This is a genomic window from Trueperella sp. HMSC08H06 (assembly GCF_001808465.1).
Lineage (GTDB): Bacteria > Actinomycetota > Actinomycetes > Actinomycetales > Actinomycetaceae > Trueperella > Trueperella bernardiae.
Genome location: NZ_KV793370.1, coordinates 36,730 through 57,721, shown reverse-complemented (window position 1 = coordinate 57,721; position 20,992 = coordinate 36,730). Strand labels below are relative to the sequence as shown.

Here is a 20,992-nt window from a genome sequence, read left to right as displayed (position 1 = left end):
ATTGGCACTCGAGTTATGCGAGTGCTATGTGGGGAGGCGTGATGGCAACGGATCGGCAGGCCAAGGTGCTCAACGCCATCGTGCAAGATTACGTGCGTACGGGCGAGCCAGTGGGCTCGCGCGCCGTGGTCGAGCGCCACCACCTCGGCGTCTCGCCGGCAACCGTCCGTAGCGACATGGTGTCGCTTGAGGAGGCTGGCCTCATCCACCAACCCCACACCTCCGCAGGGCGCGTGCCCACTGACGCCGGCTACCGCCAGTTCGTGGACCAGATCGCCTCGCTCAAGCCGCTCTCGCGCGCCGAGCGCACCGCGATCAAGCGCATGCTGTTCGAGGCGGTGGACCTAGACGAGGTCATCACACGCGCCGCGGCCCTCCTGTCCTCCCTCACGAACCAGGTGGCGATGGTGCAATACCCCTCGCTTCGCCGCACGGCCCTGCGCCACATCGAGCTGGTGCCGCTCACCGACACCCGCGCGCTGGTCGTCATCATCACCAACGCTGGCCGCGTGGAGCAGCGCATGGTCTCCTTCCCCTCGGCGCTCACGGAGGAGGACCTGGTGGCGCTGCGGCGGGTGCTCAACACCGAACTCGAGGAGCTCCAGCTGGCCGGCCTGCCCGACGCGCTCGGCCGGGTGGAAGACGGCCTGCCAGAGGAACTCAAGCCGGCCGCCCGCCTCGTCGTGCAGGTGGTGGAAGAAACGCTACGCAACGAAGCCGAGGAACGGGTCGTCGTCGCCGGCACCGCCAACCTCACCCGCTACACGATTGACTTCGACAACTCGGTCTTCCCCATCCTCGACGCGATCGAGGAGCAGGTGGTACTGCTGCGCATCCTCGCCCACCAGGAGGACGGGCTGCACGTGGGGATCGGCCGGGAGAACTCGAGTGATGCCCTGAGCGAAACCTCTGTGGTGTCCACCAACTATGTGGGCGCGGACCAGCAAACACTGGCCCGGCTTGGCATCATTGGACCGACGCGCATGGACTACACGGCGAATATGTCCTCGGTCTATGCGGTGGCGAAGTATCTATCCGACATCTTGGCAGCGAATTAACAAAGGGAAACTGTGGCAGATTATTACGACGTCCTCGGGGTGGGCCGGAACGCGACCCAGGCCGAGATCAAGAAGGCCTACCGGAAGAAGTCCCGCGAACTGCACCCCGACAACCCCAACGGCGGGTCCACGGAGAAGTATCAGGAGGTCAACAACGCCTACGAGGTGCTCTCCAACCCGGACAAACGCAAGATGTACGACATGGGCGGGGAGGACGCGCTGCGCGGCGGGGCCACCTACAGCCCGGGCTTCGAGGGCTTCCAGGACATCTTCAATACCTTCTTCGGCGGGGGCAACACACGCCGCGGCCCGGCCTCGCGCGCCCGGCGCGGCCAGGACACGCTCGTGGCCGTCCACCTCAGCCTCGACGAGGTGGTGTTCGGCGCGGAGAAGACCATCAACCATGAGGCCGTGGTCGAGTGCCCGCACTGTCACGGGCAGATGGCCGAGCCGGGCACTGAGCCCGTACCGTGCACGAACTGCGACGGCACCGGCTCCGTCCAGCAGGTCACCCAGTCGCTGTTCGGCCAGGTCATGTCACAGACGGTGTGCGGGCGCTGCCAGGGATATGGCACGATCATCGTCACCCCGTGCGGGGAGTGCTCGGGCGAGGGCCGCATCCGCGCCAGCCAGCCCGTCACCATCAAGGTTCCCGCGGGCGTAGACGATGGGATGCGCATCCGCCTCCAGGGCCGCGGCGACGCCGGCCTGGCGGGCGGCCCGGCGGGTGACTTGTTCGCCCAGGTCCAGATCGAGCCCGACCCGGTCTTCACCCGTTCCGGGGATGACCTGCTATGTACGTTGCAGGTGCCGATGACGGCGGCCGCGCTCGGCACCACGCTCGAGATCGACACCTTCGATGGGGAGCAGACCATCTCCCTCGACCCGGGCACGCAGGCCGGCCACGTCGAAACCCTGCGCGGCCTGGGCGTGGGCCGCCTCCACCGTGGCGGGCGCGGCGACCTCAAGGTCCAGGTCCAGGTGGTCACCCCCACCAAGCTCGACGTCCGCCAGCGCGAGCTCCTCGAACAGTTCGCCCACGAGCGCGGGGAGGAGACCGGCGAGCTGGTCGACTCCAGCCAGTCGGTGTTCGGGCGCATCTGGGATCGGCTCTCGGGCCGATGACTTTACCGGTCTACATCGATCCTGACCTCGCCGATACCGAGCAGGTCATCCTCACCGGGCCCGAGGCCCACCACGCCGCCGTCGTACGGCGCACGAGCGTGGGCGATCGGATCGACGTCGTGAACGGGGACGGGCTGCGGGTGACGATCGAAGTCGACGTCGTCGGCAAGGCTGAGGTCTGCGGCCGCCGGCTCGCCTCCGTTCAAGAGGAGCTGGCGCGCCCGCGCATCACTCTCGTCCAGGCGCTCGCTAAGCGCGGACACGACGAGCAAGCGCTCGAAACCTGCACCGAGTACGGCGTGGACGCCTTCATCCCGTGGATGGCCGAGCGTTCGATCGTGCGCTGGAGCGGGGACAGGGCCGAGAAGGGCCGGGCGCGGCTTGCCGATGCCGTCTGGGCGGCCACGAAGCAATCCCGGCGTGCCTTCCTCCCGCAGATTCACCCCCTCCACACCTCCGGCCAGCTCGCCGCCGCGATCCGCGAATTCGACGGGCTCACGGTTGTCTGCCATGAGGAAGCAACCGCGCCGCTGGCCGACCTGCTGCCGATCGAGCGCGACGTCATGATCGTCGTCGGGCCCGAAGGCGGCATCACGCCCGCCGAACTCGAGATGTTCGCCGGCGCCGGTGCCACCCCCGTCCTGCTCGGCAACCACGTCATGCGCTCGGCGACGGCGGGGGCGTGGGCGGCCGCCGTCGTCACGGCATACCGCTAGAATGAAAACGATGGAAGTTACCAAAACTGTCACCGTCCCCGACCGCGTGCCGATGATCAACATCCTCGGCCACAGGGACGAGGTGTTGCGCGCACTCGAAAAGGGGCTGGCACCGGCCACCCTCCACGTCCTCGGGCAGGGCATCACGATCAACGGCGAGCAGGCCGACGTCGAGCTCGCGGCCGAGCTCATGAGCGAACTCATCTCCGTGGCCGCCACCGGCGAACACATGACCGTGGACGCGGTGGAACGCGCGCTCGCTATCATGCGATCGGGGCTGGCCAAGCCCACTGACCTGCTGAGCACCGACATCCTCACCAACCGGGGCAAGACGATCCGGCCCAAGACCCTCGGGCAGAAGGCCTACGTGGACGCGATCGACGAGGCCACGATCACGTTCGGTATTGGCCCGGCCGGAACGGGCAAGACCTACCTGGCGATGGCGAAGGCCGTGGTGGCCCTCCAACGCAAGGAGGTCTCGCGCATCATCCTCACCCGCCCGGTGGTGGAGGCCGGCGAGTCGCTGGGCTTCCTGCCCGGCTCGCTGAACGACAAGGTCGATCCGTACATGCGCCCGCTCTATGATGCGCTGTACGACATGATTGACCCGGACGCGATCCTCAAGCTGCTGGCGGCCGGCACGATCGAGGTGGCGCCGCTGGCCTACATGCGCGGGCGCACCCTGTCGAACGCGTTCGTCATCCTCGACGAGGCGCAAAACACCACGCCGGAGCAGATGAAGATGTTCCTCACGCGCCTCGGCTTCCACTCGAAGATGGTGGTAACGGGCGACCTGACCCAGGTGGACCTGCCGTCGAAGAAGACCTCGGGCTTGGCGCTCGTGCGCCGGATCCTGCGCGACGTGGACAAGATCAAGTTCATTGAGTTGGGATCGGCCGACGTGGTGCGCCACCGGCTGGTGGCCGACATCATCGACGCCTACGCACGATATGACGCCGAGTGAGGAAAATGATTGAGGTAAACGACGAATCGGGTTTCGAACCGGCGGTGGGCGTGACGGAGGTCAGCGAGCTGGCCTCCTACGTGCTCGAGCAGATGCGGGTGCACCCGCGCGCTGACCTGTCGGTGATCTTCGTAGACGAGGCAGCGATGGAGCAGCTACATCTGGAGTGGATGGACCTGCCCGGCCCCACCGACGTGCTGTCCTTCCCGATGGACGAGATCCGCCCTGCCCCGCTCGGCACCGAGCCCAAGCCCGGGATGCTGGGCGACATTGTGGTGTGCCCGGCGGTGGCGAAGCGGCAGGCCCTGAAATCGGGGCATGCCACGATGGAGGAGATCTTGCTCCTCGTCACCCACGGTATCTTGCACCTGCTCGGCTACGATCACGCCGAGCCGGAGGAGAAGGAGGAGATGTTCGACCTCCAGCGCCGCCTGCTGCTCACCTTCCTGGCGCGCAAGCCGCACGATTACGGCTCGGGGAACATCGACGACATCGCTCCGACGGTCGACGATGATTGAGCCCGAAGTCTCGCTCACCCTGGCCAGTGTGGTGGCGATTGTTGCCCTGCTCGGCACGGTCCTCACCAACATCACGCTCCAGGCTCTGCACACAATCACGCACCCGCGCGTGCGCCAGGCGATCGAGGAGGGCAACGCGGGGGAGCACCTGGCCCGGATCTACGAGCGGCGCCCGGCCACATTGGCGGCGGTCACGGCCGTCCACAACGTATTCCTCATGCTGCTCGGGCTGGGCGTGTTCACCCTCATCACGGATTTCGTACATGCCGCTTGGCTCGTGTGGATCGTGACGCTCGTTGTCGCCGTGCTCGCGCTCATGGGCACGGGCCTACTCCTGCCCGCGCACCTCGGCGCCAAATACCCCGTCCAGGCGCTGCGGGTGGGCGACGCCGTGCTGTGGCCGCTCGCCCGGCTCGGCTCGGTGTTCGTCACCCGGCGCGAGACGGCGGAGGAGGACCGGGAGACGAGGTACGAGGACGAGCTGCAGGTGATGGTGGAGCGCGTTTCGGAGTCCGAGGTGCTGGAGGACGACGAGCGCTCGATGCTGCACTCGGTTTTCGAGCTGTCGCATACGATCGTGCGCGAGGTGATGGTGCCGCGCACCGACATGATCTCGATCGACGCGACGGAGGATCTGGACCACGCCATCTCGCTCTTCACCCGCTCGGGCTTTTCCCGCGTGCCCGTAATTGGCGAGTCCTCCGACGACCTGCTGGGGGTTGCCTACCTTAAGGACGTGGTGCGCCGCATCCACCGCCGCACCGACACCGAGGGCCTCCTGGTGAGCGACGTCATGCGCGAGGCCCAGTTCGTGCCCGAGTTCGTGCTGGCCGACGACCTGCTGGCCCACATGCAGGCCACCCAGAACCACATCGCCTTCGCGGTGGACGAGTGGGGCGGCATCGCCGGCCTCGTCACGATCGAGGACCTGCTCGAGGAGCTGGTGGGCGAGATGGTCGACGAACACGACCGGGCTCTGCCCGAGGTGGAGCAGATCGACGACGGCGTCTTCCGCGTCCCGGCCCGCATGCCGATCGACGAGGTGGCCGAGCTCTTTGGCATCGATGTTGACGACGACGACGTGGAGTCGATCGGCGGTCTTCTTGCGAAGGGTTTGGGTAAGATACCCATCTCAGGATCGGAGGCGACGATCGCCGGCTTGGTGCTAGCGGCGGACCGGTTCGAGGGTCGCCGCAAGCGGCTGGTGAGTGTCATTGTGAAAAGAGCGCAGGATGAAGATGAGTGAGTTTGAGGATTTCCGGGCCGGATTCGTCTCGGTGGTCGGCCGCCCGAACGCGGGTAAGTCGACGTTGCTGAACGCGATGGTGGGCACGAAGATCGCCATCACCGCCGATCAGCCCGAGACCACACGCCGGGTGATCCGGGGCATCGTCCAGCTGGAGGCGGGCCAGCTCATCGTGGTGGACACCCCCGGGCTGCACCGCCCCCGCACGCTCCTGGGCGAGAGGCTCAACGACATGGTGGGGGAGGCGCTATCCGATGTGGACGCCGTGGCCCTGTGCATGCCGGCCGACGAGCCGACCGGCCCGGGCGACCGCTTCCTGCTTGACCTGGTGAAAAAGACTGGCGCGCCGATCCTGGCCGTCATCACGAAGATGGACAAAGTGACGAAGGACGCGCTGGCCGAGCGCATCATCGAGATCTCCCAGATGCACGAGTTCGCTGAGATCGTGCCCGTGTCTGCCGTGGCCGGCGAGCAGGTGGGCCTGCTGGCCAGCCTTCTGCTCGAGCGCATGCCGCTCAGCCCACCCCTGTACCCGCGCGATTCTGTGACGGATGAAACAGAGGAGGATCGCATCGCCGAGCTCATCCGCGAGGCCGCGCTGGTGGGCGTGCGTGAGGAGCTGCCGCACTCGATCGCGGTCGTCGTCGACGAGATGGAGGAGCGGCCGCGGCGCGAGGGGGAGCCCGTGCTGGCGATCCACGCGAGCCTGTACGTAGAGCGTGAGTCTCAGAAGGGCATCATCATCGGCCGGGGCGGGGCGCGCCTGAAGCGGGTGGGGCGCTCCTCGCGCGAGTCGATTGAGGCGATGCTCGGCCGCCAGGTCTACCTGAACCTTTTCGTCAAGGTGGCCAAGGATTGGCAGCGCGACCCGAAGCTTTTGGGGCGGCTCGGCTTTTGATCAGTTTACGTGCGCGCAAGCCCCCACTCGTCCTGCTGTGGGTGCTCGCCGTTCTGGTTCTTGGCACGTGGGGTGCGTGGGCGGGGCCGAACTGGAACCCGCAGCCGATGACGAACCTCATCGCGCCCGAAACCGCGGACACGGCCATCGTCTCCTCCTCGCGTACCGCGCCGCTTGACACGTACGAGGTGGCGACGTCGGTGCACGACGTCGCCATGGAGGACGGCACCACGATCGAGTTGACACTGCGCGAGCCGGTGGGGGTGAAGGGACAGAGCCCTGGCGTCGTGTTCCTGCACGGCACGGGCACATCCTCGCACGAGGCCTTCGAGGAGCACGCCCAGTGGCTGGCCTCCGCCGGGATCGTGACGGCAGTCCCGGACAAGCTGCTCGAGCACTACACCACCTTCGAACGCGACTACCTGGGACTCGCCCGCGGGTATGAGACGGTGGCCGAGTGGCTGCGCGATCAGGACTCGGTCTACGCTCGCGACGTGGGCTACTACGGAGAGTCCGAGGGCGCGCTCGTTGCGCCCGTGGCGGTTGCCGACGACGCCGAGGCGGCCTTCCTCATCCTCATCTCCGACCCGGCCATGCCGATCCGCGACCAGGGGGCGCTCGCCGCGGACGCCTACCTGCGCAACGTGGGCGTACCACCGGTCATCTACCAGGGCATCCCGCGCCTCATTACGGGCGCGATCGCAGCGGGCGACTTCCAGTACGCCACGTTTGACCCGCGCCCCTACCACAAGCAAATCACGGTGCCGGTGATGATGGCCTACGGCACCCACGACCTGTCGATGCCGATCGTGCAGGGCCCGATCGAGGTGGGGGAGAGCCTGCAGGAGGCGGGCAACAACGATCTGTTGGTGCGTTACTACGAGGGTGCCGACCACGGGCTGCGGATCGATGGCGAGCTGCAGGCCCGCCCCTTCCAGGACATCGCGGACTTCATCAACGGCCTGCCGTCTTCGGCCCGGCTCAGCCCGAAGGTGGCGGGTGCCCAGCCGCACCAGGCCTTCACGGCGCAGACGCTTGACACCCCGCGCTGGTTCGGTTCGGGGACCGCGATGTTCGCGATCCTCGCCTCGGGCCTCATGCTCACCGTGATCGGATCGCTACTCCTGCTGTCGGGCCACTTTGGGATCGGGGCGCGGCAGAACTATCAGCGCGTGGGACGCCCGATCCTCATCAGCGCCGTGCTGGTGACGCTCACGTGGGTGGCCTTTCTCGCCTACCTCGTGGCGATCGCGACCTTGGCGCTGAGCTACGAGACGAACCGGTGGGTGGTCCAGGGCGGGATCCTCACGGTGGAACTCTTGGGCCTTGCCGCGGTGTACTTCCTCGTGCGCGCGCTTGCCACGTGGCACGCCCACCCGATGCAGACCCGGCGGGCGGGGGCGGACTTGCGCGTGATCTTCACCGGGCAGATCCTCCTCCTGTTTGCCCTGGCCTACTGGGGCATCTACCCCTCGCCGTTCTTCTAGAGTGCCCGCGCTCGGCGTAGGATGAGGGCAGGAGGGCAGGCGTGAGCAGGAGATTGACCGCAAGAATGGTGTGCGTGAGCGACACCGGCGCCGTCCGTGCGCGCAACGAGGACCGTTATCTGGCTCGCCCCCGGCTGTTCGCGGTGGCCGACGGCATGGGCGGGCACGCACTGGGCGACGTCGCGGCGCAGTACGCCGTGGACATGCTGGCCGAGGTGGAGGGAGACCTCGAAAGTGAGGCGGCGGCTGTCATCTCGGAGGCGCTGGCCCGGGCTGCGGAGGCGATCACGGTGCACGTGGAGGGCGAGTTTTTCGACACCCAGACCTCGCTGCTTAACCTTGGCCCCACCGCCGGCACCACGGTGGCGGGCGTGTACCTGGGCGAGGTGCCGCTCGTGTTCCACGTGGGCGACTCGCGGGTGTACCGATACCGCGCCGGCGACCTGGAACGTCTCACGCACGACCATTCGATGGTCCAGGAAATGGTAGACGCCGGTCAGATCACCGACGACGAGGCGCACGTGCACCCCCAGAAGAACATCATCACCCGGGCTGTGGGCACCTACGGGCCGCCGGACGTGGAGTTTCGCCGCGTGGCGTTGCACGACGGCGACTTCGTGCTGTGCTGCACCGACGGGTTACACGATGAGCTAACCGACTATGAGATCGCGATGATCTTGGCCAAGGCGGTCAACATGGATGAGGCCGTCCACCTGTTGCGTGATGAGGCGCTGGCCGCGGGCGGGCACGACAACGTCACCATCGTGCTCGCGCAGGTGCGCGGAGAGGCCTAGCCGCCCACAACGTGGAATATCGCTTGCGCGCGGGTAGGGCGCCGGTAGGGTAGTGCCATGTTCACGCTCCTGCTTAGGTGCCGCGGCGAGGTCACTGGCTGACACCTCTCCGCGGGTTTTCGTGTTGGCTAACCGTTTACACAACTTTGGGAGAGACCATGAAAACAGCAGGCTTTGGAACGCAGCAGCAACCCACCCCGATGCCGATCGCGAAGTACCGTCATTTCCTTGACTCCAACCCGGTGAGCCTTCCGGATCGCACGTGGCCGAACAACCGAATCACGAAGGCCCCGCGTTGGCTGTCCACCGACCTTCGCGACGGCAACCAGGCGCTTATCGACCCGATGGACCCGGCGAAGAAGCGCAAGATGTTTGACCTGCTGGTGGCGATCGGGCTGAAAGAGATCGAGGTGGGCTTCCCGGCGGCGTCGAAGGCGGACTTCGATTTCGTGCGCTCGCTCGTGGAGGATGACGCGGTGCCCGAGGACGTGACGATCTCAGTGCTAACCCAGAGCCGGCCGGAGATTATCCACCGCACGGTGGACGCCCTGCAGGGCCTGCCGCGCGCTACCGTGCACCTCTACAACGCCACCGCCCCGGTGTTCCGCGATGTCGTGTTCAACATGAACCGCGAGCAGATCAAGCAGCTCGCCGTCGCCGGCTCTCAGGACCTCGTGTCCTACATGGAAAAGAGCTTCGACGACCACACGATTGTGGGCTTGGAGTATTCGCCAGAGATCTTCGTGGACACCGAGCTCGACTTCGCGCTCGAGGTGTGCGAGGCGGTCATGGACGTGTGGCAGCCCGGCCCGGACCGGGAGATCATCCTCAACCTGCCTACCACCGTGGAGCGCTCCACCCCGAACGTGTACGCCGATCAGATCGAGTGGATGAGTCGCAACCTCTCCCGGCGCGAGCACATCGCCCTGTCGGCCCACAATCACAACGACCGCGGCACGGGGGTGGCCACCACCGAGTTGGCCCTGCTCGCCGGCGTCGACAGGGTGGAGGGATGCCTGTTCGGCCAGGGCGAGCGCACCGGCAACGTGGACCTGGTGACCGTGGCCCTCAACCTCTTCTCCAACGGGATCGACCCCCAGCTCGACCTGTCGAACCTGGACGAGATCCGCCGCACTGTTGAACACTGCACCCAGATGGAGGTCCCGCCCCGCACCCCTTACGGCGGCGACCTCGTTTACACCAGCTTCTCCGGCTCCCACCAGGATGCCATCAAGAAGGGCTTCGCCTCCCGCGCCCGCAAGGTTATCGCCGCCGGCGGGGACGAGAACGCGGTGCTGTGGGAGATGCCCTACCTGCCGATAGATCCGAAGGACGTGGGCCGGTCCTACGAGGCCGTGGTCCGCGTCAACTCCCAGTCCGGCAAGGGCGGGGTGGCTTACCTCCTGTCCTCTACGCGAGACCTGGACCTGCCGCGCCGCCTCCAGGTGGAGGTGTCCAACCTTGTCCAGCACCGCACGGACGTGATCGGCGGGGAGGTCACGGCCGACGAGCTGTGGAAGATCTTCGTGGACGAGTACCTGCCCTACACCGCGGCCGAGGGCCTGCGCCCCTGGGGCCGCTACTCCCTGCGCGGCACTACGGTCACGACGGCGGACGAGGGCCACCAGACCGTCCTCACCGTCACGCTGTCCGAACGCGACGGCGATGAGGTGAGCGAGTCCACGGTGGCTGCCACCGGTAACGGCCCGATCGACGCCTTCACGGCCGCGCTCGCCAAGCTCGGCATCGACGTCGGGGTGCTTGACTACGCCGAGCACGCCCTGTCGTCGGGCGGGGACGCCACGGCCGCCTCGTACGTCGAGTGCGAGATCGGCGGCCAGGTGATGTGGGGCGTGGGCCTCGACCCGTCCACCGTCACCGCCGCCTTCAAGGCCATCGTGTCTGCCGTCAACCGCGCCCTGCGCTAGAGCGGCGGCCCGGGCCCCTATAATGGGGCGCATGAAGACCTACCGTGACGATGCGATCGTGCTTCGCTGCCATGACCTGGGCGAAGCCGATCGCATCATCACGATGCTCTCCCGCCACAACGGCAAGATCCGGGCGGTGGCCAAGGGCGTGCGGCGTACCAAGTCCCGCTTCGGGGCGCGCGTGGAGCCCTTCTCCATGATCGACGTCCAGCTCTACCGCGGCCGCACCCTCGATACGATCACCCAGGTCGAATCCCGCAACCAGTACGGGCGCACCCTCGTCGCAGAATACGACGCGTACACGTGTGCCTCCGCCATGCTTGAACTTGCCGACCGCCTGACCGACGACCACCCCGAACCCGCACAGTTCTCCCTCCTCCACGGGGCGCTCCACGCGCTAGCGACCGGCGCCCACGCGCCGACGCTCGTGCTGCACTCCTACATGCTGCGCGCGATGTCGCTGTCGGGCTGGGAGCTGGCGGTCTTCGAGTGCGCCAAGTGCGGCGCGCCCGGCCCGCACGAGGCCTTCCACGTCCACAGCGGCGGGGCGGTGTGCGACGACTGCCGGCCGCCGGGCGCCACGATCCCGTCGGTGGAGGCCTGGCAGCTCATCGGTGCGCTGAGCGTGGGGGACTGGTCGATCGCGGACGCCTCGGGGAGCGCCGCGCGTCGTCAAGCGGCAGCCCTCATCGGCGCGTTCGTGCAGTGGCAGCTGGAATCGAAGATGAAGTCGCTTGCGCTGGTGGGCGCGGAAGGGGGAGGCCATGGCTGAGGCGAGGCACGTGGCGATTGTCATGGACGGCAACGGGCGATGGGCGAACGCCCGGGGTCTGCCGCGCACGGAGGGCCACCGGGCGGGCGAGGACGCGCTCATGGACGTGATCTCCGGCGCGATTGAGGCCGGGGTCGAGGTGCTGTCCGTCTACGCCTTTTCCACGGAGAATTGGCGGCGCTCCCCTCGCGAGATCGCCTTCCTCATGAACTATTCGCGCGACGTCATTCGCCGCCGCCGCGAGGAGTTGCGCTCGTGGGGCGTGAAGGTGGTGTGGTCGGGGCGCCAGCCACGGCTGTGGCGCTCGGTCATCAACGAACTTCAGGCGGCCGAGCGCTACACGGCCGACTGCGACACGATGATCCTCAACTTCTGCTGTAACTACGGCGGGCGCAACGAGATCGCGGACGCCGCGATGGAGCTGGCCTACGACGTGCGGCGCGGGGTGGTCGAGCCCCACCAGGTCACCCCGGAGCTGCTCGGGCGCTACATGTACCAGCCCGACCTTCCCGACGTTGACCTCTTCATTCGCACCGGCGGTGAGCAACGCACGTCGAACTTCCTCCTCTGGGAGTCCCCGTACGCGGAGATGATGTTCGTGGACGAGCCGTGGCCGGACTTTGACCAGCATTCGTTGCGCGCCTGCCTCGATCGATTCGCCGGGCGCGAGCGGCGTTTCGGCGGCGCGGTCGACGCGGTGGCGGGGGAGTGACGCCCCCGGGGCCGGGCTCCCGATAGGTGGGCGGGCCAGGCGTTTGCGGTGCTCACGGCGTACACTGGCCGCATGCTACAACGACTTGATTTTCGTGGGCGCAACCTCACGCGGGCGGAGCTGGCCGCGAGCCTTCCGCGGGCGAGCGTGGACATCGACGCCGCGCTTGAGGCCGTGCGCCCGATCATCGAACGGGTGAGGCGCGAGGGCGCGGCCGCGTTACGCGACCTGGCCGAGCGTTTCGACGGCGTGCGCCCCGAGAGCCTGCGCGTGCCGCAGGAGACGATCGACGACGCCGAAGCCCGGCTCATGCCCGAACTGCGCCACGCTCTCGAGCTGTCGATCGAGCATAACCGGGCCGGCCACCGCGCTCAGCTACCCACCCCGGCGCAGACGGTGATTGTGCCGGGTGGCGTGGTCCGCCAGCGCTGGATCCCGGTGGAGCGCGTGGGCCTGTACGTGCCCGGCGGGCTGGCTGTCTACCCCTCCTCCGTCATCCACAACGCGGTGGCCGCGCAAGTGGCGGGCGTGTCGCAGATCGCGCTGGCCTCGCCGCCGCAGAAGGAGTACGGTGGCCTGCCCCACCCTACGATCCTCGCTGCGTGCAAGCTGCTCGGCATCACCGAGGTCTACGCCGTGGGCGGGGCCCAGGCGATCGCCATGTTCGCCTACGGCGCCGCCGGATCCGAGGAGGCCGACGGGCCGGTGCTGTGCGAGGCGGTCGACGTTGTGACGGGGCCTGGCAACATCTTCGTGGCCGCCGCCAAGCGTGCCGTCCATGGGGTGGTGGGCATCGACGCCGAGGCCGGCACCACCGAGATCGCGATCATTGCTGACGCCGGTGCCAACCCGCGCTACGTGGCCGCAGACCTCCTGTCCCAGGCCGAGCACGACCCGGCCGCCGCCTCCGTGCTCATCACGGACTCCGAGGACTTCGCCGACGCCTGCGAGGCCGAGCTCGCGGCCCAGGCGGCTGCGACGAAGCACGCCGAGCGGGTGGACACCGCGCTGCGCGGCCCCCAGTCCGGGATCGTGTTGGTGGATGACATGGCGGCCGCCGTGCGGGTGGCCGACGCCTACGGGGCCGAGCACCTCGAGATCCAGACGGCGAACGCCCGGGAGGTGGCCGGCCGCATCCGCAACGCCGGGGCGATCTTCGTGGGCCCGTACTCGCCGGTGCCGCTTGGGGACTACATGGCCGGCTCCAACCACGTGCTGCCCACGGGCGGCACCGCCCGCTTCGCGGCGGGGCTCAACGTGTTCGCCTACATCAAGCCCGTCCAGGAGATCGAGTACGAGCGGGATGCGATGGCCTCCATGGCCGGGCCGCTCACGGCGCTCGCGCTGGACGAGGACCTGCCCGCCCACGCCGACGCTCTGAAGGTGAGGCTCTCATGAAGCTGCCGCTGCGCCCCGAGTTCGTGGGCGAGGTGCCCTACGGCGCTCCCCAGATGGAGTTGCCGGTGGTGCTCAACACGAACGAAAACCCTTACCCGCCGGCGCCCGAGGTGGTGGCGGAGATCGCCGTGCGCGTGGCCGAGGCCACCGCGTCTCTCAACCGCTACCCGGACCGCGAGGCCTTCGCCCTGCGAGCCGATCTCGCCGGCTACTTGGCTGCCGAATCGGGCGTGAGGCTCGCGCCGGAACAGGTGTGGGCGGCGAACGGCTCGAACGAGGTTATGGCTCAGTTGCTCACCGCGTTTGCCGGCCCGAGCCGCACGGTGCTGACCTTCACCCCGTCGTATTCCATGTACCCCGAGTACACCCGTAACGTCTACGGCCGCTTCGTTGCTGTGGAGCGGGGAGCGGACTTCGCGATCGACGTGGCCGCCGTGCCCGCGCAACTGCAGGTCTACCGCCCGGCCGTCGTGTTGCTGGCCTCGCCCAACAACCCTACGGGCACCGCGCTCGACCCTGCCGACCTCCGTGCCATCCTCGAGGCGAGCGCGCAATCGGGGCCGGAGGGCGCGGCGAGCGTCGTCGTCGTGGATGAAGCCTACGGGGAATTTCGGCGCGACGGCGTGCCGAGCGCCCTCGAGCTGCTGGGGCGCTACCCGAACCTGGTGGTGACGCGCACGATGTCGAAGGCTTTCGGGGCGGCCGGCCTGCGCCTCGGATACATGGCCGCCAGCCGCGAGATCGTGGACATGGTGCGGATCGTGCGCCTGCCCTACCACCTGTCAGCTGTGAGCCAGGCTGCCGCCCGCGCCGCGCTCGCCCACCGCGCCTTGCTCATGGAGCAGGTGGGCCAGATCCGCGCCGACCGCGACGCGCTGGCCGCCGAGCTTCGCCAGATGGGTTTGCAGGTGGCGGACTCGGATGCAAACTTCGTCATGTTTGGTACCTTTGAAGACCGGCACGCCGTGTGGCAGCGCCTTGTGGACCGGGGCGTCTTGATCCGCGAGGTCGGACCGGCCGGCTGGCTTCGCGTGACGGTGGGGCAGCCGAAGGAGAACGCTGCTTTTGTTGAGGCACTGAAGGAGGCACGATGACTCGCCAAGGAATGGTGGAGCGTACCACGTCCGAATCCTCGATCCGGGTGAAAATTGACCTGGACGGGACGGGCACGTCCCACATCGACACGGGCGTCCCGTTCTACGACCACATGCTCACCGCCCTGTCCAAGCACTCGCTCATCGACATCGACGTCGAGGCGCGCGGGGACGTGGAGGTCGACGTGCACCACACCGTGGAGGACACCGCGATCTGTCTCGGCCAGGCGCTGCGCCAGGCGCTGGGGGATAAGAGCGGGATCGGCCGTTTCGGCGACGCCGTGGTGCCGCTTGACGAGTCGCTCGCTCGGGCCGTGGTGGACGTGTCGGGCCGGCCGTACGTCGTGCACCGTGGCGAGCCCGCGGGCCAGGAGTACCACCTCATTGGAGGGCACTTCACGGGCGCGATGACGCGCCACGTGTTCGAGTCCTTCGCGATGAACGCCGGCATCTGCCTGCACGTGGAGCTGCTCTACGGGCGCGACCCGCACCACATCGTCGAGGCCCAGTTCAAGGCGCTGGCCCGGGCGCTGCGCGCCGCCGTGGAGCCCGATCCGCGCGTGAGCGGCGTGCCCTCCACCAAGGGGGCCCTGTGAGCTCGCGCCGATTCGTCGTCCTCACCCCCTTCGGCCAGCCCGACATCGTGGCCGGCATCCTGCGCCTGCGCGGGCTGGATGCCCGGGTGATCGCCACGAACTCAGGCGTGTGCGTGGTACATGACGTGGCCGTGCCCGCCTTCACCGACTGGGACATCGCCGAGCTCCTCGGCGGGGAGCCCGAGCCCGCGCAGGGCGAGCCCGCCAACGTCGCTGACGACCCGGATAACCTCGCCGGCCCGCTCTCGGCGCTATCCGAGTTCGGCGTGGTGCTGCTGACGGCCGAGCTGGGCGACGACGTCGGCTCCGAGGCCGGTCTGTCCGGCATGGTAACCGGCGTGCGCTACCTGGGCGGCCTACGCGGTGAGGAGGTCCAGGCCGGAATCTTGCTCAACACGCTCGACCCGAAGGTGGAGAGCCTGGTCATCAACGGCGCGGCGGGTGAGGGCATCTCCTCGATGGACCTGAGCCTGGCCGACGTCGAGCGCATCCTCGGTGGGGCGCCTAAGATCGATGCCGCCGACGACTCCGACGGCGAGGGCGTGCGATGATCGCGGTCCTCGACACGGGCGGCAACGTGCGCTCGGTGGTGCGCGCCCTGGAGAAGGTGGGCGCGCGCGTGGAGCTCACCACCGAGCCGGCCATCCTTGAGGACGCCGACGGCCTGGTGGTGCCGGGCGTGGGCGCGATGGCCGCCGTCATGGATAAGGTTCGCGCGGCGGGAGCTGACCGGATCATCGAGCGCAGGCTCGCCGGTGGGCGGCCCGTGCTCGGCATCTGCGTGGGCCTTCAGATCATGTTCGATCACTCCGCCGAGCACGGGGGAGCGCGCGGTCTCGCCCAGTGGCCGGGGAGCGTGGACTTGCTACCGGCTCCGATCGTGCCGCACATGGGCTGGTCCAAGGTGGAGGTGCCCGAGGGTTCGGCACTGTTTGACGGGATTGAGAACGAGCGCTTTTACTTCGTCCACTCCTACGCCGTCATGTCCGACCCGGCGGCCGAGCTGGCCGGCGGGCACTTCGCCCCGCCGCTGGTCACCTTCGCCGAGCACGGCGCGCGCTTCGTCGCCGCGGTCGAGAACGGCCCGCTGACCGCCACCCAGTTCCATCCCGAAAAGTCCGCCGACGCCGGGTTGCGCCTCCTGCGCAACTGGCTCGATATGAAAGGTAGCCATGTCTAAACTCGAACTTCTCCCCGCCGTCGACGTCGTCAACGGCAAGGCCGTGCGCCTCAACCAGGGCAAGGCTGGCACCGAGCAGGAGTACGGCGATCCGGCCGACGCCGTGGCCCTCTTCGTCGATCAGGGCGCGGAGTGGATCCACCTGGTGGACCTCGACGCGGCCTTCGGGCGCGGCTCCAACCACGAGCTGCTGTCCCGGATCGTGGGTGAGCAGAAGGACGTGAAGATTGAGCTGTCGGGCGGCATTCGCGACGACGCCTCGCTCGCCCGTGCCATCGAGGCCGGCGCCACCCGCGTCAACCTGGGCACGGCCGCGCTGGAGGACCCGGAGTGGACCAAGCGCGCGATCGCCGAGTACGGTGAGCGCGTGGCTGTGGGGTTGGACGTACGCGGGGACGTGCTCTCGGCCCGCGGCTGGACGCGCGACGGGGGCAACCTGTGGGAGGTGCTCGCCCGCCTCAACGACGACGGGTGCGCCCGCTACGTCGTCACCGACGTCACGCGCGACGGGATGCTCGAGGGCCCGAACCTCGAGCTGCTGCGCAAGGTGTGTGAGGCCACGGATCGCCCGGTGGTCGCCTCCGGCGGCGTGTCGAACCTGGATGACATCGCGGCGTTGCGCGAGCTGGTGGAGCTCGGCGTGGAGGGCGCGATCGTGGGCAAGGCGCTCTACGCCGGGGCGTTCACCCTGCCGCAGGCGCTGGAGATTGCGGGCGAGCGGTAGATGGCCGACCTACGCCGCATCCTTTCGCCCAACCCCTTTGCCGACGACGACGGCTCCATCACCCCCGAGCTCGCCGCGGCCTACGCCGAACCCGAGCACGCCCGCGTAGCGGCGATTGTGGCCGCGCTCGGCCGGGTGATCGTGCCCGTCCTCCCGCACGCGCACCCGGGCCGCGACGGCGCCGGGATCGCCGCCCACGCGCCGGCCCCCACCGATCCGCTCGAGTGCCCGGACGACGACCTGGTGCGCGTGGAGTTTCCGGGTGGGCGGCAGGCCCTGCCGATCTTCTCCTCGGCCTCAGCCTTGCGTGCGTGGAACGATGAGGCCCGTCCCGTGCCGGTTGAAGTGGCGAAGGTCGCCTCGGCGGCTCTGGAACGAGCCGACGGCGTGCTTGTGCTCGACCCGGGCAAGGACCAGACCTGGCTGGGGCGCAGCGCCACCGCCGCGCTCGCCAGCAATACCCCGTGGGTGGCGCCCTGGGACGACCCGGAGATCCCCCGCAGGATCACGCTTGGGATTGACGGCTATCTGCCGGGCCTGGAGAAGATCGGGGTCCAGCCGGGGCAGAACGGCTCGGCCGTCGTCGTGCTCTACCTTATCCCGCCCGTGGACCGGGATAAGGTCGTCAACATCGCCCACACCGTGGCCGCGGCGATGGGAAGCGACCCGTACGTCAAGTCGCGCCTGGACGTGGTGGAGATCCGGCCGTTCTTTGCGGGAGCTTAGGTGGGCAAGCTCACGGGGCGCGTAGCGTGAGCGGATATAGCGGAGCGTGGCGGCCCCTGATACACTACTAGGCGACCACCACCGGCGAATGCCGGGATGCAAGCGGAGAAATCCCACCTCGAGTTCCCACAGGGGGCCGGGTTTTTGGTGAAGGTGGGCGTATGCCCCTTTTCCTCGGGATACTCCGTGCGCATTGCACGTCGAAGTAAGAAGAGGAACCGTTATCAACGAGCCAAGAATCAACGATCGAATTACCGTTTCCGAGGTACGTCTAGTCGGGCCGGGCGGTGAACAGGTCGGCGTCGTTCGCGTTAAGGATGCCCTGCGCCTCGCCCAGGAAGCTAATCTCGATCTTGTTGAGGTGGCACCCAACGCCAATCCGCCAGTGGCCAAGCTGATGGACTACGGCAAGTTCAAGTACGAAGCCGCGCAGAAGAAGCGCGAAGCTCGCCGCAATCAGGCCAATACCCAACTCAAGGAGATTCGCCTGAGCCTGAAGATTGACAAGCACGATTACGACACGAAGGTCTCGGCCATCAAGAAATTCCTTGATGGGGGAGACAAGGTCAAGATCCAGCTTCGCTTCAAGGGCCGCGAGCAGCTGCGTCCGGAGATGGGTGTGCGCCTCATGGAGCGTATTGCGAACGACACTGAGGAAAACTCCACCGTGGAGTCTGCCCCTCGCGTCGATGGTCGCAACATGGTGATGGTGCTTGCTCCTATTCGTCGCAAGTCGCAGGCCAAGTCCGACCAGCGCCGCAGGCGTGAGGCAGAGCGCGCAGCTCACCGCGCCGATTCGCGCCGCGCCCGGCAGGATGCCGCCTCCGATGAGCAGGCTGAGACGGCAGCGAACTAGTCAAGAAAGAATACGAATAATGCCTAAGATGAAGACCCACTCGGGTGCTAAGAAGCGCTTCCGCGTCACCGGTAGCGGCAAGCTCATGCGCGAGCAGGCGGGCAAGCGCCACCTTCTCGAGCACAAGTCCTCGCGTCGTACCCGCCGCCTGTCCTCGGACCAGCCGGTGGCCCAGGCCGACGTCAAGCCCACCAAGCGCCTTCTTGGCATGTAAGGAGTAGAGATGGCTCGCGTAAAGAATGCACTGAACTCCAAGAAGTCCCGCCGTACCACGCTTGAGCGCGCCAAGGGCTACCGCGGCCAGCGCTCGCGCCTGTACCGCAAGGCCAAGGAGCAGGTTACCCACTCATTCGTCTACAACTACCGCGACCGCAAGGTGCGCAAGAATGAGTTCCGCAAGCTGTGGATCCAGCGCATCAACGCTGCGTGCCGCGCCGAGGGCATGGTCTACTCGCGCTTCATGCAGGGCCTGTCGCTGGCCGGCATTGAGGTTGATCGCCGCATGCTCGCCGAGCTCGCGGTGAATGACCCGGCCGCCTTCAAGGCGCTTGTCGACGCCGCCAAGGCCGCCCTTCCGGCGGACGTGAACGCTCCGGCGAACAAGTAACGCACTCATTGTGGCGGGCCCCGAGGTTTTCGGGGCCCGCTTCACTGATTTTGCGCTGGTACCATGAAGGAAAAACGGAGGAACCGTGGAAATTATTGAACCGGCCATGCAGGCCACGGCCATTGAGGGCCTTTACGTCATCACGCCGAAGCAGGTCACGGACGAACGCGGCACGATCCGTGAGCTAGTGCGCAGGTCCTGGCTGGAGGAGCGCGGGCTGGTGAGCTCGTTTGCCCAGGCGAACAACACGCTCACGCACAAGGGGGCCGTGCGCGGCCTTCACGCGGAGGCGATGACGAAGCTGGTCACGGTGGTCTTCGGGCGGGTCTTCGGCGCCTACGTGGACATCCGCGAGGGCTCGGCCACGCGGGGCCAGGTGGTGACCGTGGAGATCACCCCGGGCACGATGGTGCTGGTCCCGCAGGGCGTATGCAACGGCTTCCAGGCGCTGGAGGAGTCGGAGTACCTCTACTTCTTCGACCGGGAGTGGACGGCGGGGATGCCGGGCTCGGCGCTGGCCCCGCTTGATCCGGAGCTGGGCATCGAGTGGCCGATCCCGGTCGACGTCGATAACCGGGCGATGATCTCGGAAAAGGACTTGAACGCCCCGCGGTATTCCGCGGTGAGGGGAGCGTAGGTGCCGCGCCGCTTCGAGGGCCTAACGGGCCAGGCGAAGAAGGTTGCCGGCCTGCAGTCGCGCAGGAACCGGGAGCGCTACGGCCAGATCCTCGTGGAGGGCCCGCAGGCGGTGCGCGAGGTGCTTGCGCGCCCGGAGCTTCGCGACCTGTACGTCACGGAGGAGGGCCTCGCTCGTCACCCTGACCTCGACTCGCTCGCCCAACGGGTCGATCCGTACACGCACGTGCTGTCCGAGGCGGACTTCGCGCGCCTGTCGACGTCGGCCCAGGGCTGGCTCGCGGTGGCGGACGTGCCCGGCCAGCCGTCGTTGGCCGACGTGCTTGGGCGTGCGCCGCGGTTGCTGGTGTGCCTGGCGGAGTCGGCCGACCCGGGCAACCTCGGCACGGTCATCCGCACCGCCGACGCCGCGGGCGCTGACGCCGTGCTGCTCGGCCCGGGCTCAGTGGAGCTGTTCAACCCCAAGGTGATCCGCTCCTCAGCAGGGTCGGTTTTCCACCTGCCGATCCTCTCGGTGGCCGTGCAGGAGGCGGTCGGAGCGGCGCGCGCGGCCGGCATCCAGGTGCTGTGCGCGGACGGGAGTGGGGAGCGCGATTTGGCACAGGCCATGGTGTGCCCGGGCGATTTTTCACGGGTGGACGGCGCCGGGTCGCAGGTCCTAGATCTTGCGTCCCCCACGATGTGGCTGGTGGGTAACGAGGCCCACGGGTTCACGCCCGCCCAACTGGAGCTGGCTGACCATAGGGTGCGAATTCCCATGTGGGGCGCGGCGGAATCGCTGAACGCGGGCGTGGCGAGCTCGCTGTGCCTGTACGCCAGCGCACTGGCGCAGCGTGCGGCCGAGGCCCGCTGAGAAAGAACGCTTTAAGGGACGAAGGTCCCTGCGGCCGGGTGCGCCGTCCCTATTTCAGTGTCTGTAAAAATTAGCTAATTCAAGTCTTACCTAATGCCGGGCTC

24 protein-coding genes are annotated in these 20,992 nt (G+C 67.8%); all 24 read left to right on the top strand.

The window, feature by feature from the left end:
- The first annotated feature begins 41 nt into the window (after positions 1 to 41).
- The 24 genes from hrcA (at position 42) to HMPREF3174_RS08435 (ending at position 20,888) form a co-directional block, all read left to right on the top strand.
- Positions 42 to 1,058 carry a heat-inducible transcriptional repressor HrcA gene (gene hrcA / locus HMPREF3174_RS08550; RefSeq protein WP_201783163.1) on the top strand — a complete coding sequence of 339 codons (1,017 nt, stop codon included), beginning with the start codon at positions 42 to 44 and terminating at the stop codon, positions 1,056 to 1,058.
- Between the two features lie 12 nt (positions 1,059 to 1,070).
- Complete coding sequence (gene dnaJ, locus HMPREF3174_RS08545; protein WP_070448376.1) at positions 1,071 to 2,183, top strand: molecular chaperone DnaJ; 1,113 nt, start codon at positions 1,071 to 1,073, stop codon at positions 2,181 to 2,183.
- Positions 2,180 to 2,899 (top strand): 16S rRNA (uracil(1498)-N(3))-methyltransferase, encoded by a 720-nt coding sequence (locus HMPREF3174_RS08540; RefSeq protein WP_062613806.1) that lies wholly within the window; start codon positions 2,180 to 2,182, stop codon positions 2,897 to 2,899. The genes dnaJ and HMPREF3174_RS08540 overlap by 4 nt, the downstream gene beginning before the upstream one ends.
- A 10-nt stretch (positions 2,900 to 2,909) precedes the next feature.
- Positions 2,910 to 3,863 (top strand): PhoH family protein, encoded by a 954-nt coding sequence (locus tag HMPREF3174_RS08535; RefSeq protein WP_082661194.1) that lies wholly within the window; start codon positions 2,910 to 2,912, stop codon positions 3,861 to 3,863.
- Positions 3,864 to 3,868: 5 nt separating this feature from the next.
- On the top strand, positions 3,869 to 4,381 hold the full coding sequence (gene ybeY, locus HMPREF3174_RS08530; protein WP_062613808.1) for an rRNA maturation RNase YbeY: 513 nt from the start codon (positions 3,869 to 3,871) through the stop codon (positions 4,379 to 4,381).
- Entirely contained in the window at positions 4,374 to 5,627 is a 1,254-nt protein-coding gene (locus tag HMPREF3174_RS08525) for a hemolysin family protein (RefSeq protein WP_070448375.1), read from the top strand. Before ybeY ends, HMPREF3174_RS08525 begins: the two co-directional genes overlap by 8 nt.
- A complete protein-coding gene (era, locus tag HMPREF3174_RS08520) occupies positions 5,614 to 6,525 on the top strand; it encodes a GTPase Era (RefSeq protein WP_236698681.1) in 912 nt (303 codons plus the stop codon). Before HMPREF3174_RS08525 ends, era begins: the two co-directional genes overlap by 14 nt.
- Positions 6,522 to 8,012 (top strand): alpha/beta hydrolase family protein, encoded by a 1,491-nt coding sequence (locus tag HMPREF3174_RS08515; RefSeq protein ID WP_143602094.1) that lies wholly within the window; start codon positions 6,522 to 6,524, stop codon positions 8,010 to 8,012. Before era ends, HMPREF3174_RS08515 begins: the two co-directional genes overlap by 4 nt.
- 74 nt (positions 8,013 to 8,086) lie before the next feature.
- The gene (locus tag HMPREF3174_RS08510; protein WP_062613811.1) at positions 8,087 to 8,806 is read left to right on the top strand and encodes a PP2C family protein-serine/threonine phosphatase; all 720 of its coding nucleotides are present in this window, start codon (positions 8,087 to 8,089) and stop codon (positions 8,804 to 8,806) included.
- Positions 8,807 to 8,964: 158 nt separating this feature from the next.
- Positions 8,965 to 10,734: a 2-isopropylmalate synthase gene (leuA, locus tag HMPREF3174_RS08505; RefSeq protein ID WP_062613812.1), complete on the top strand. Its 1,770-nt coding sequence runs from the start codon at positions 8,965 to 8,967 to the stop codon at positions 10,732 to 10,734.
- A 31-nt stretch (positions 10,735 to 10,765) separates the two neighbouring features.
- Positions 10,766 to 11,506, top strand: coding sequence for a DNA repair protein RecO (gene recO, locus HMPREF3174_RS08500; RefSeq protein ID WP_062613813.1), 741 nt, complete (start codon positions 10,766 to 10,768; stop codon positions 11,504 to 11,506).
- Complete coding sequence (gene uppS, locus HMPREF3174_RS08495; protein ID WP_082661195.1) at positions 11,499 to 12,218, top strand: polyprenyl diphosphate synthase; 720 nt, start codon at positions 11,499 to 11,501, stop codon at positions 12,216 to 12,218. The genes recO and uppS overlap by 8 nt, the downstream gene beginning before the upstream one ends.
- A gap of 72 nt (positions 12,219 to 12,290) precedes the next feature.
- Positions 12,291 to 13,616 carry a histidinol dehydrogenase gene (gene hisD / locus HMPREF3174_RS08490; protein ID WP_062613858.1) on the top strand — a complete coding sequence of 442 codons (1,326 nt, stop codon included), beginning with the start codon at positions 12,291 to 12,293 and terminating at the stop codon, positions 13,614 to 13,616.
- Positions 13,613 to 14,710, top strand: a complete 1,098-nt coding sequence (locus HMPREF3174_RS08485) for a histidinol-phosphate transaminase (protein WP_062613815.1) — start codon at positions 13,613 to 13,615, stop codon at positions 14,708 to 14,710. The genes hisD and HMPREF3174_RS08485 overlap by 4 nt, the downstream gene beginning before the upstream one ends.
- Positions 14,707 to 15,306 (top strand): imidazoleglycerol-phosphate dehydratase HisB, encoded by a 600-nt coding sequence (hisB, locus tag HMPREF3174_RS08480; RefSeq protein ID WP_062613816.1) that lies wholly within the window; start codon positions 14,707 to 14,709, stop codon positions 15,304 to 15,306. The genes HMPREF3174_RS08485 and hisB overlap by 4 nt, the downstream gene beginning before the upstream one ends.
- The gene (locus HMPREF3174_RS08475; protein ID WP_062613817.1) at positions 15,303 to 15,857 is read left to right on the top strand and encodes a hypothetical protein; all 555 of its coding nucleotides are present in this window, start codon (positions 15,303 to 15,305) and stop codon (positions 15,855 to 15,857) included. Before hisB ends, HMPREF3174_RS08475 begins: the two co-directional genes overlap by 4 nt.
- The gene (gene hisH / locus HMPREF3174_RS08470) at positions 15,854 to 16,486 is read left to right on the top strand and encodes an imidazole glycerol phosphate synthase subunit HisH (RefSeq protein ID WP_062613818.1); all 633 of its coding nucleotides are present in this window, start codon (positions 15,854 to 15,856) and stop codon (positions 16,484 to 16,486) included. Before HMPREF3174_RS08475 ends, hisH begins: the two co-directional genes overlap by 4 nt.
- Entirely contained in the window at positions 16,479 to 17,210 is a 732-nt protein-coding gene (priA, locus tag HMPREF3174_RS08465; protein WP_062613819.1) for a bifunctional 1-(5-phosphoribosyl)-5-((5-phosphoribosylamino)methylideneamino)imidazole-4-carboxamide isomerase/phosphoribosylanthranilate isomerase PriA, read from the top strand. The genes hisH and priA overlap by 8 nt, the downstream gene beginning before the upstream one ends.
- Positions 17,211 to 17,936 carry an SseB family protein gene (locus HMPREF3174_RS08460; RefSeq protein ID WP_062613820.1) on the top strand — a complete coding sequence of 242 codons (726 nt, stop codon included), beginning with the start codon at positions 17,211 to 17,213 and terminating at the stop codon, positions 17,934 to 17,936.
- A 193-nt stretch (positions 17,937 to 18,129) separates the two neighbouring features.
- Positions 18,130 to 18,792, top strand: a complete 663-nt coding sequence (gene infC / locus HMPREF3174_RS08455) for a translation initiation factor IF-3 (protein ID WP_201783164.1) — start codon at positions 18,130 to 18,132, stop codon at positions 18,790 to 18,792.
- A gap of 19 nt (positions 18,793 to 18,811) precedes the next feature.
- Positions 18,812 to 19,006: a 50S ribosomal protein L35 gene (rpmI, locus tag HMPREF3174_RS08450; RefSeq protein ID WP_062613821.1), complete on the top strand. Its 195-nt coding sequence runs from the start codon at positions 18,812 to 18,814 to the stop codon at positions 19,004 to 19,006.
- A gap of 9 nt (positions 19,007 to 19,015) precedes the next feature.
- Complete coding sequence (gene rplT, locus HMPREF3174_RS08445) at positions 19,016 to 19,399, top strand: 50S ribosomal protein L20 (protein WP_062613822.1); 384 nt, start codon at positions 19,016 to 19,018, stop codon at positions 19,397 to 19,399.
- A gap of 85 nt (positions 19,400 to 19,484) precedes the next feature.
- A complete protein-coding gene (locus HMPREF3174_RS08440; protein ID WP_201783165.1) occupies positions 19,485 to 20,036 on the top strand; it encodes a dTDP-4-dehydrorhamnose 3,5-epimerase family protein in 552 nt (183 codons plus the stop codon).
- Positions 20,037 to 20,888 (top strand): TrmH family RNA methyltransferase, encoded by an 852-nt coding sequence (locus HMPREF3174_RS08435; protein WP_068538987.1) that lies wholly within the window; start codon positions 20,037 to 20,039, stop codon positions 20,886 to 20,888.
- The last annotated feature ends 104 nt before the right edge of the window (positions 20,889 to 20,992 follow it).

Excerpts from the sequence above, each read along its gene's own strand:
- hisH (WP_062613818.1), top strand. The coding sequence starts at position 15,854 with ATGATCGCGGTCCTCGACACGGGCGGCAACGTGCGCTCGGTGGTGCGC.
- leuA (WP_062613812.1), top strand. The coding sequence starts at position 8,965 with ATGAAAACAGCAGGCTTTGGAACGCAGCAGCAACCCACCCCGATGCCG.
- recO (WP_062613813.1), top strand. The coding sequence starts at position 10,766 with ATGAAGACCTACCGTGACGATGCGATCGTGCTTCGCTGCCATGACCTG.
- era (WP_236698681.1), top strand. The coding sequence starts at position 5,614 with ATGAAGATGAGTGAGTTTGAGGATTTCCGGGCCGGATTCGTCTCGGTG.
- HMPREF3174_RS08485 (WP_062613815.1), top strand. The coding sequence starts at position 13,613 with ATGAAGCTGCCGCTGCGCCCCGAGTTCGTGGGCGAGGTGCCCTACGGC.
- rplT (WP_062613822.1), top strand. The coding sequence starts at position 19,016 with ATGGCTCGCGTAAAGAATGCACTGAACTCCAAGAAGTCCCGCCGTACC.
- uppS (WP_082661195.1), top strand. The coding sequence starts at position 11,499 with ATGGCTGAGGCGAGGCACGTGGCGATTGTCATGGACGGCAACGGGCGA.
- HMPREF3174_RS08460 (WP_062613820.1), top strand. The coding sequence starts at position 17,211 with ATGGCCGACCTACGCCGCATCCTTTCGCCCAACCCCTTTGCCGACGAC.
- ybeY (WP_062613808.1), top strand. The coding sequence starts at position 3,869 with ATGATTGAGGTAAACGACGAATCGGGTTTCGAACCGGCGGTGGGCGTG.
- hisB (WP_062613816.1), top strand. The coding sequence starts at position 14,707 with ATGACTCGCCAAGGAATGGTGGAGCGTACCACGTCCGAATCCTCGATC.
- hisD (WP_062613858.1), top strand. The coding sequence starts at position 12,291 with ATGCTACAACGACTTGATTTTCGTGGGCGCAACCTCACGCGGGCGGAG.
- rpmI (WP_062613821.1), top strand. The coding sequence starts at position 18,812 with ATGCCTAAGATGAAGACCCACTCGGGTGCTAAGAAGCGCTTCCGCGTC.
- priA (WP_062613819.1), top strand. The coding sequence starts at position 16,479 with ATGTCTAAACTCGAACTTCTCCCCGCCGTCGACGTCGTCAACGGCAAG.
- HMPREF3174_RS08540 (WP_062613806.1), top strand. The coding sequence starts at position 2,180 with ATGACTTTACCGGTCTACATCGATCCTGACCTCGCCGATACCGAGCAG.
- HMPREF3174_RS08525 (WP_070448375.1), top strand. The coding sequence starts at position 4,374 with ATGATTGAGCCCGAAGTCTCGCTCACCCTGGCCAGTGTGGTGGCGATT.
- hrcA (WP_201783163.1), top strand. The coding sequence starts at position 42 with ATGGCAACGGATCGGCAGGCCAAGGTGCTCAACGCCATCGTGCAAGAT.
- HMPREF3174_RS08535 (WP_082661194.1), top strand. The coding sequence starts at position 2,910 with ATGGAAGTTACCAAAACTGTCACCGTCCCCGACCGCGTGCCGATGATC.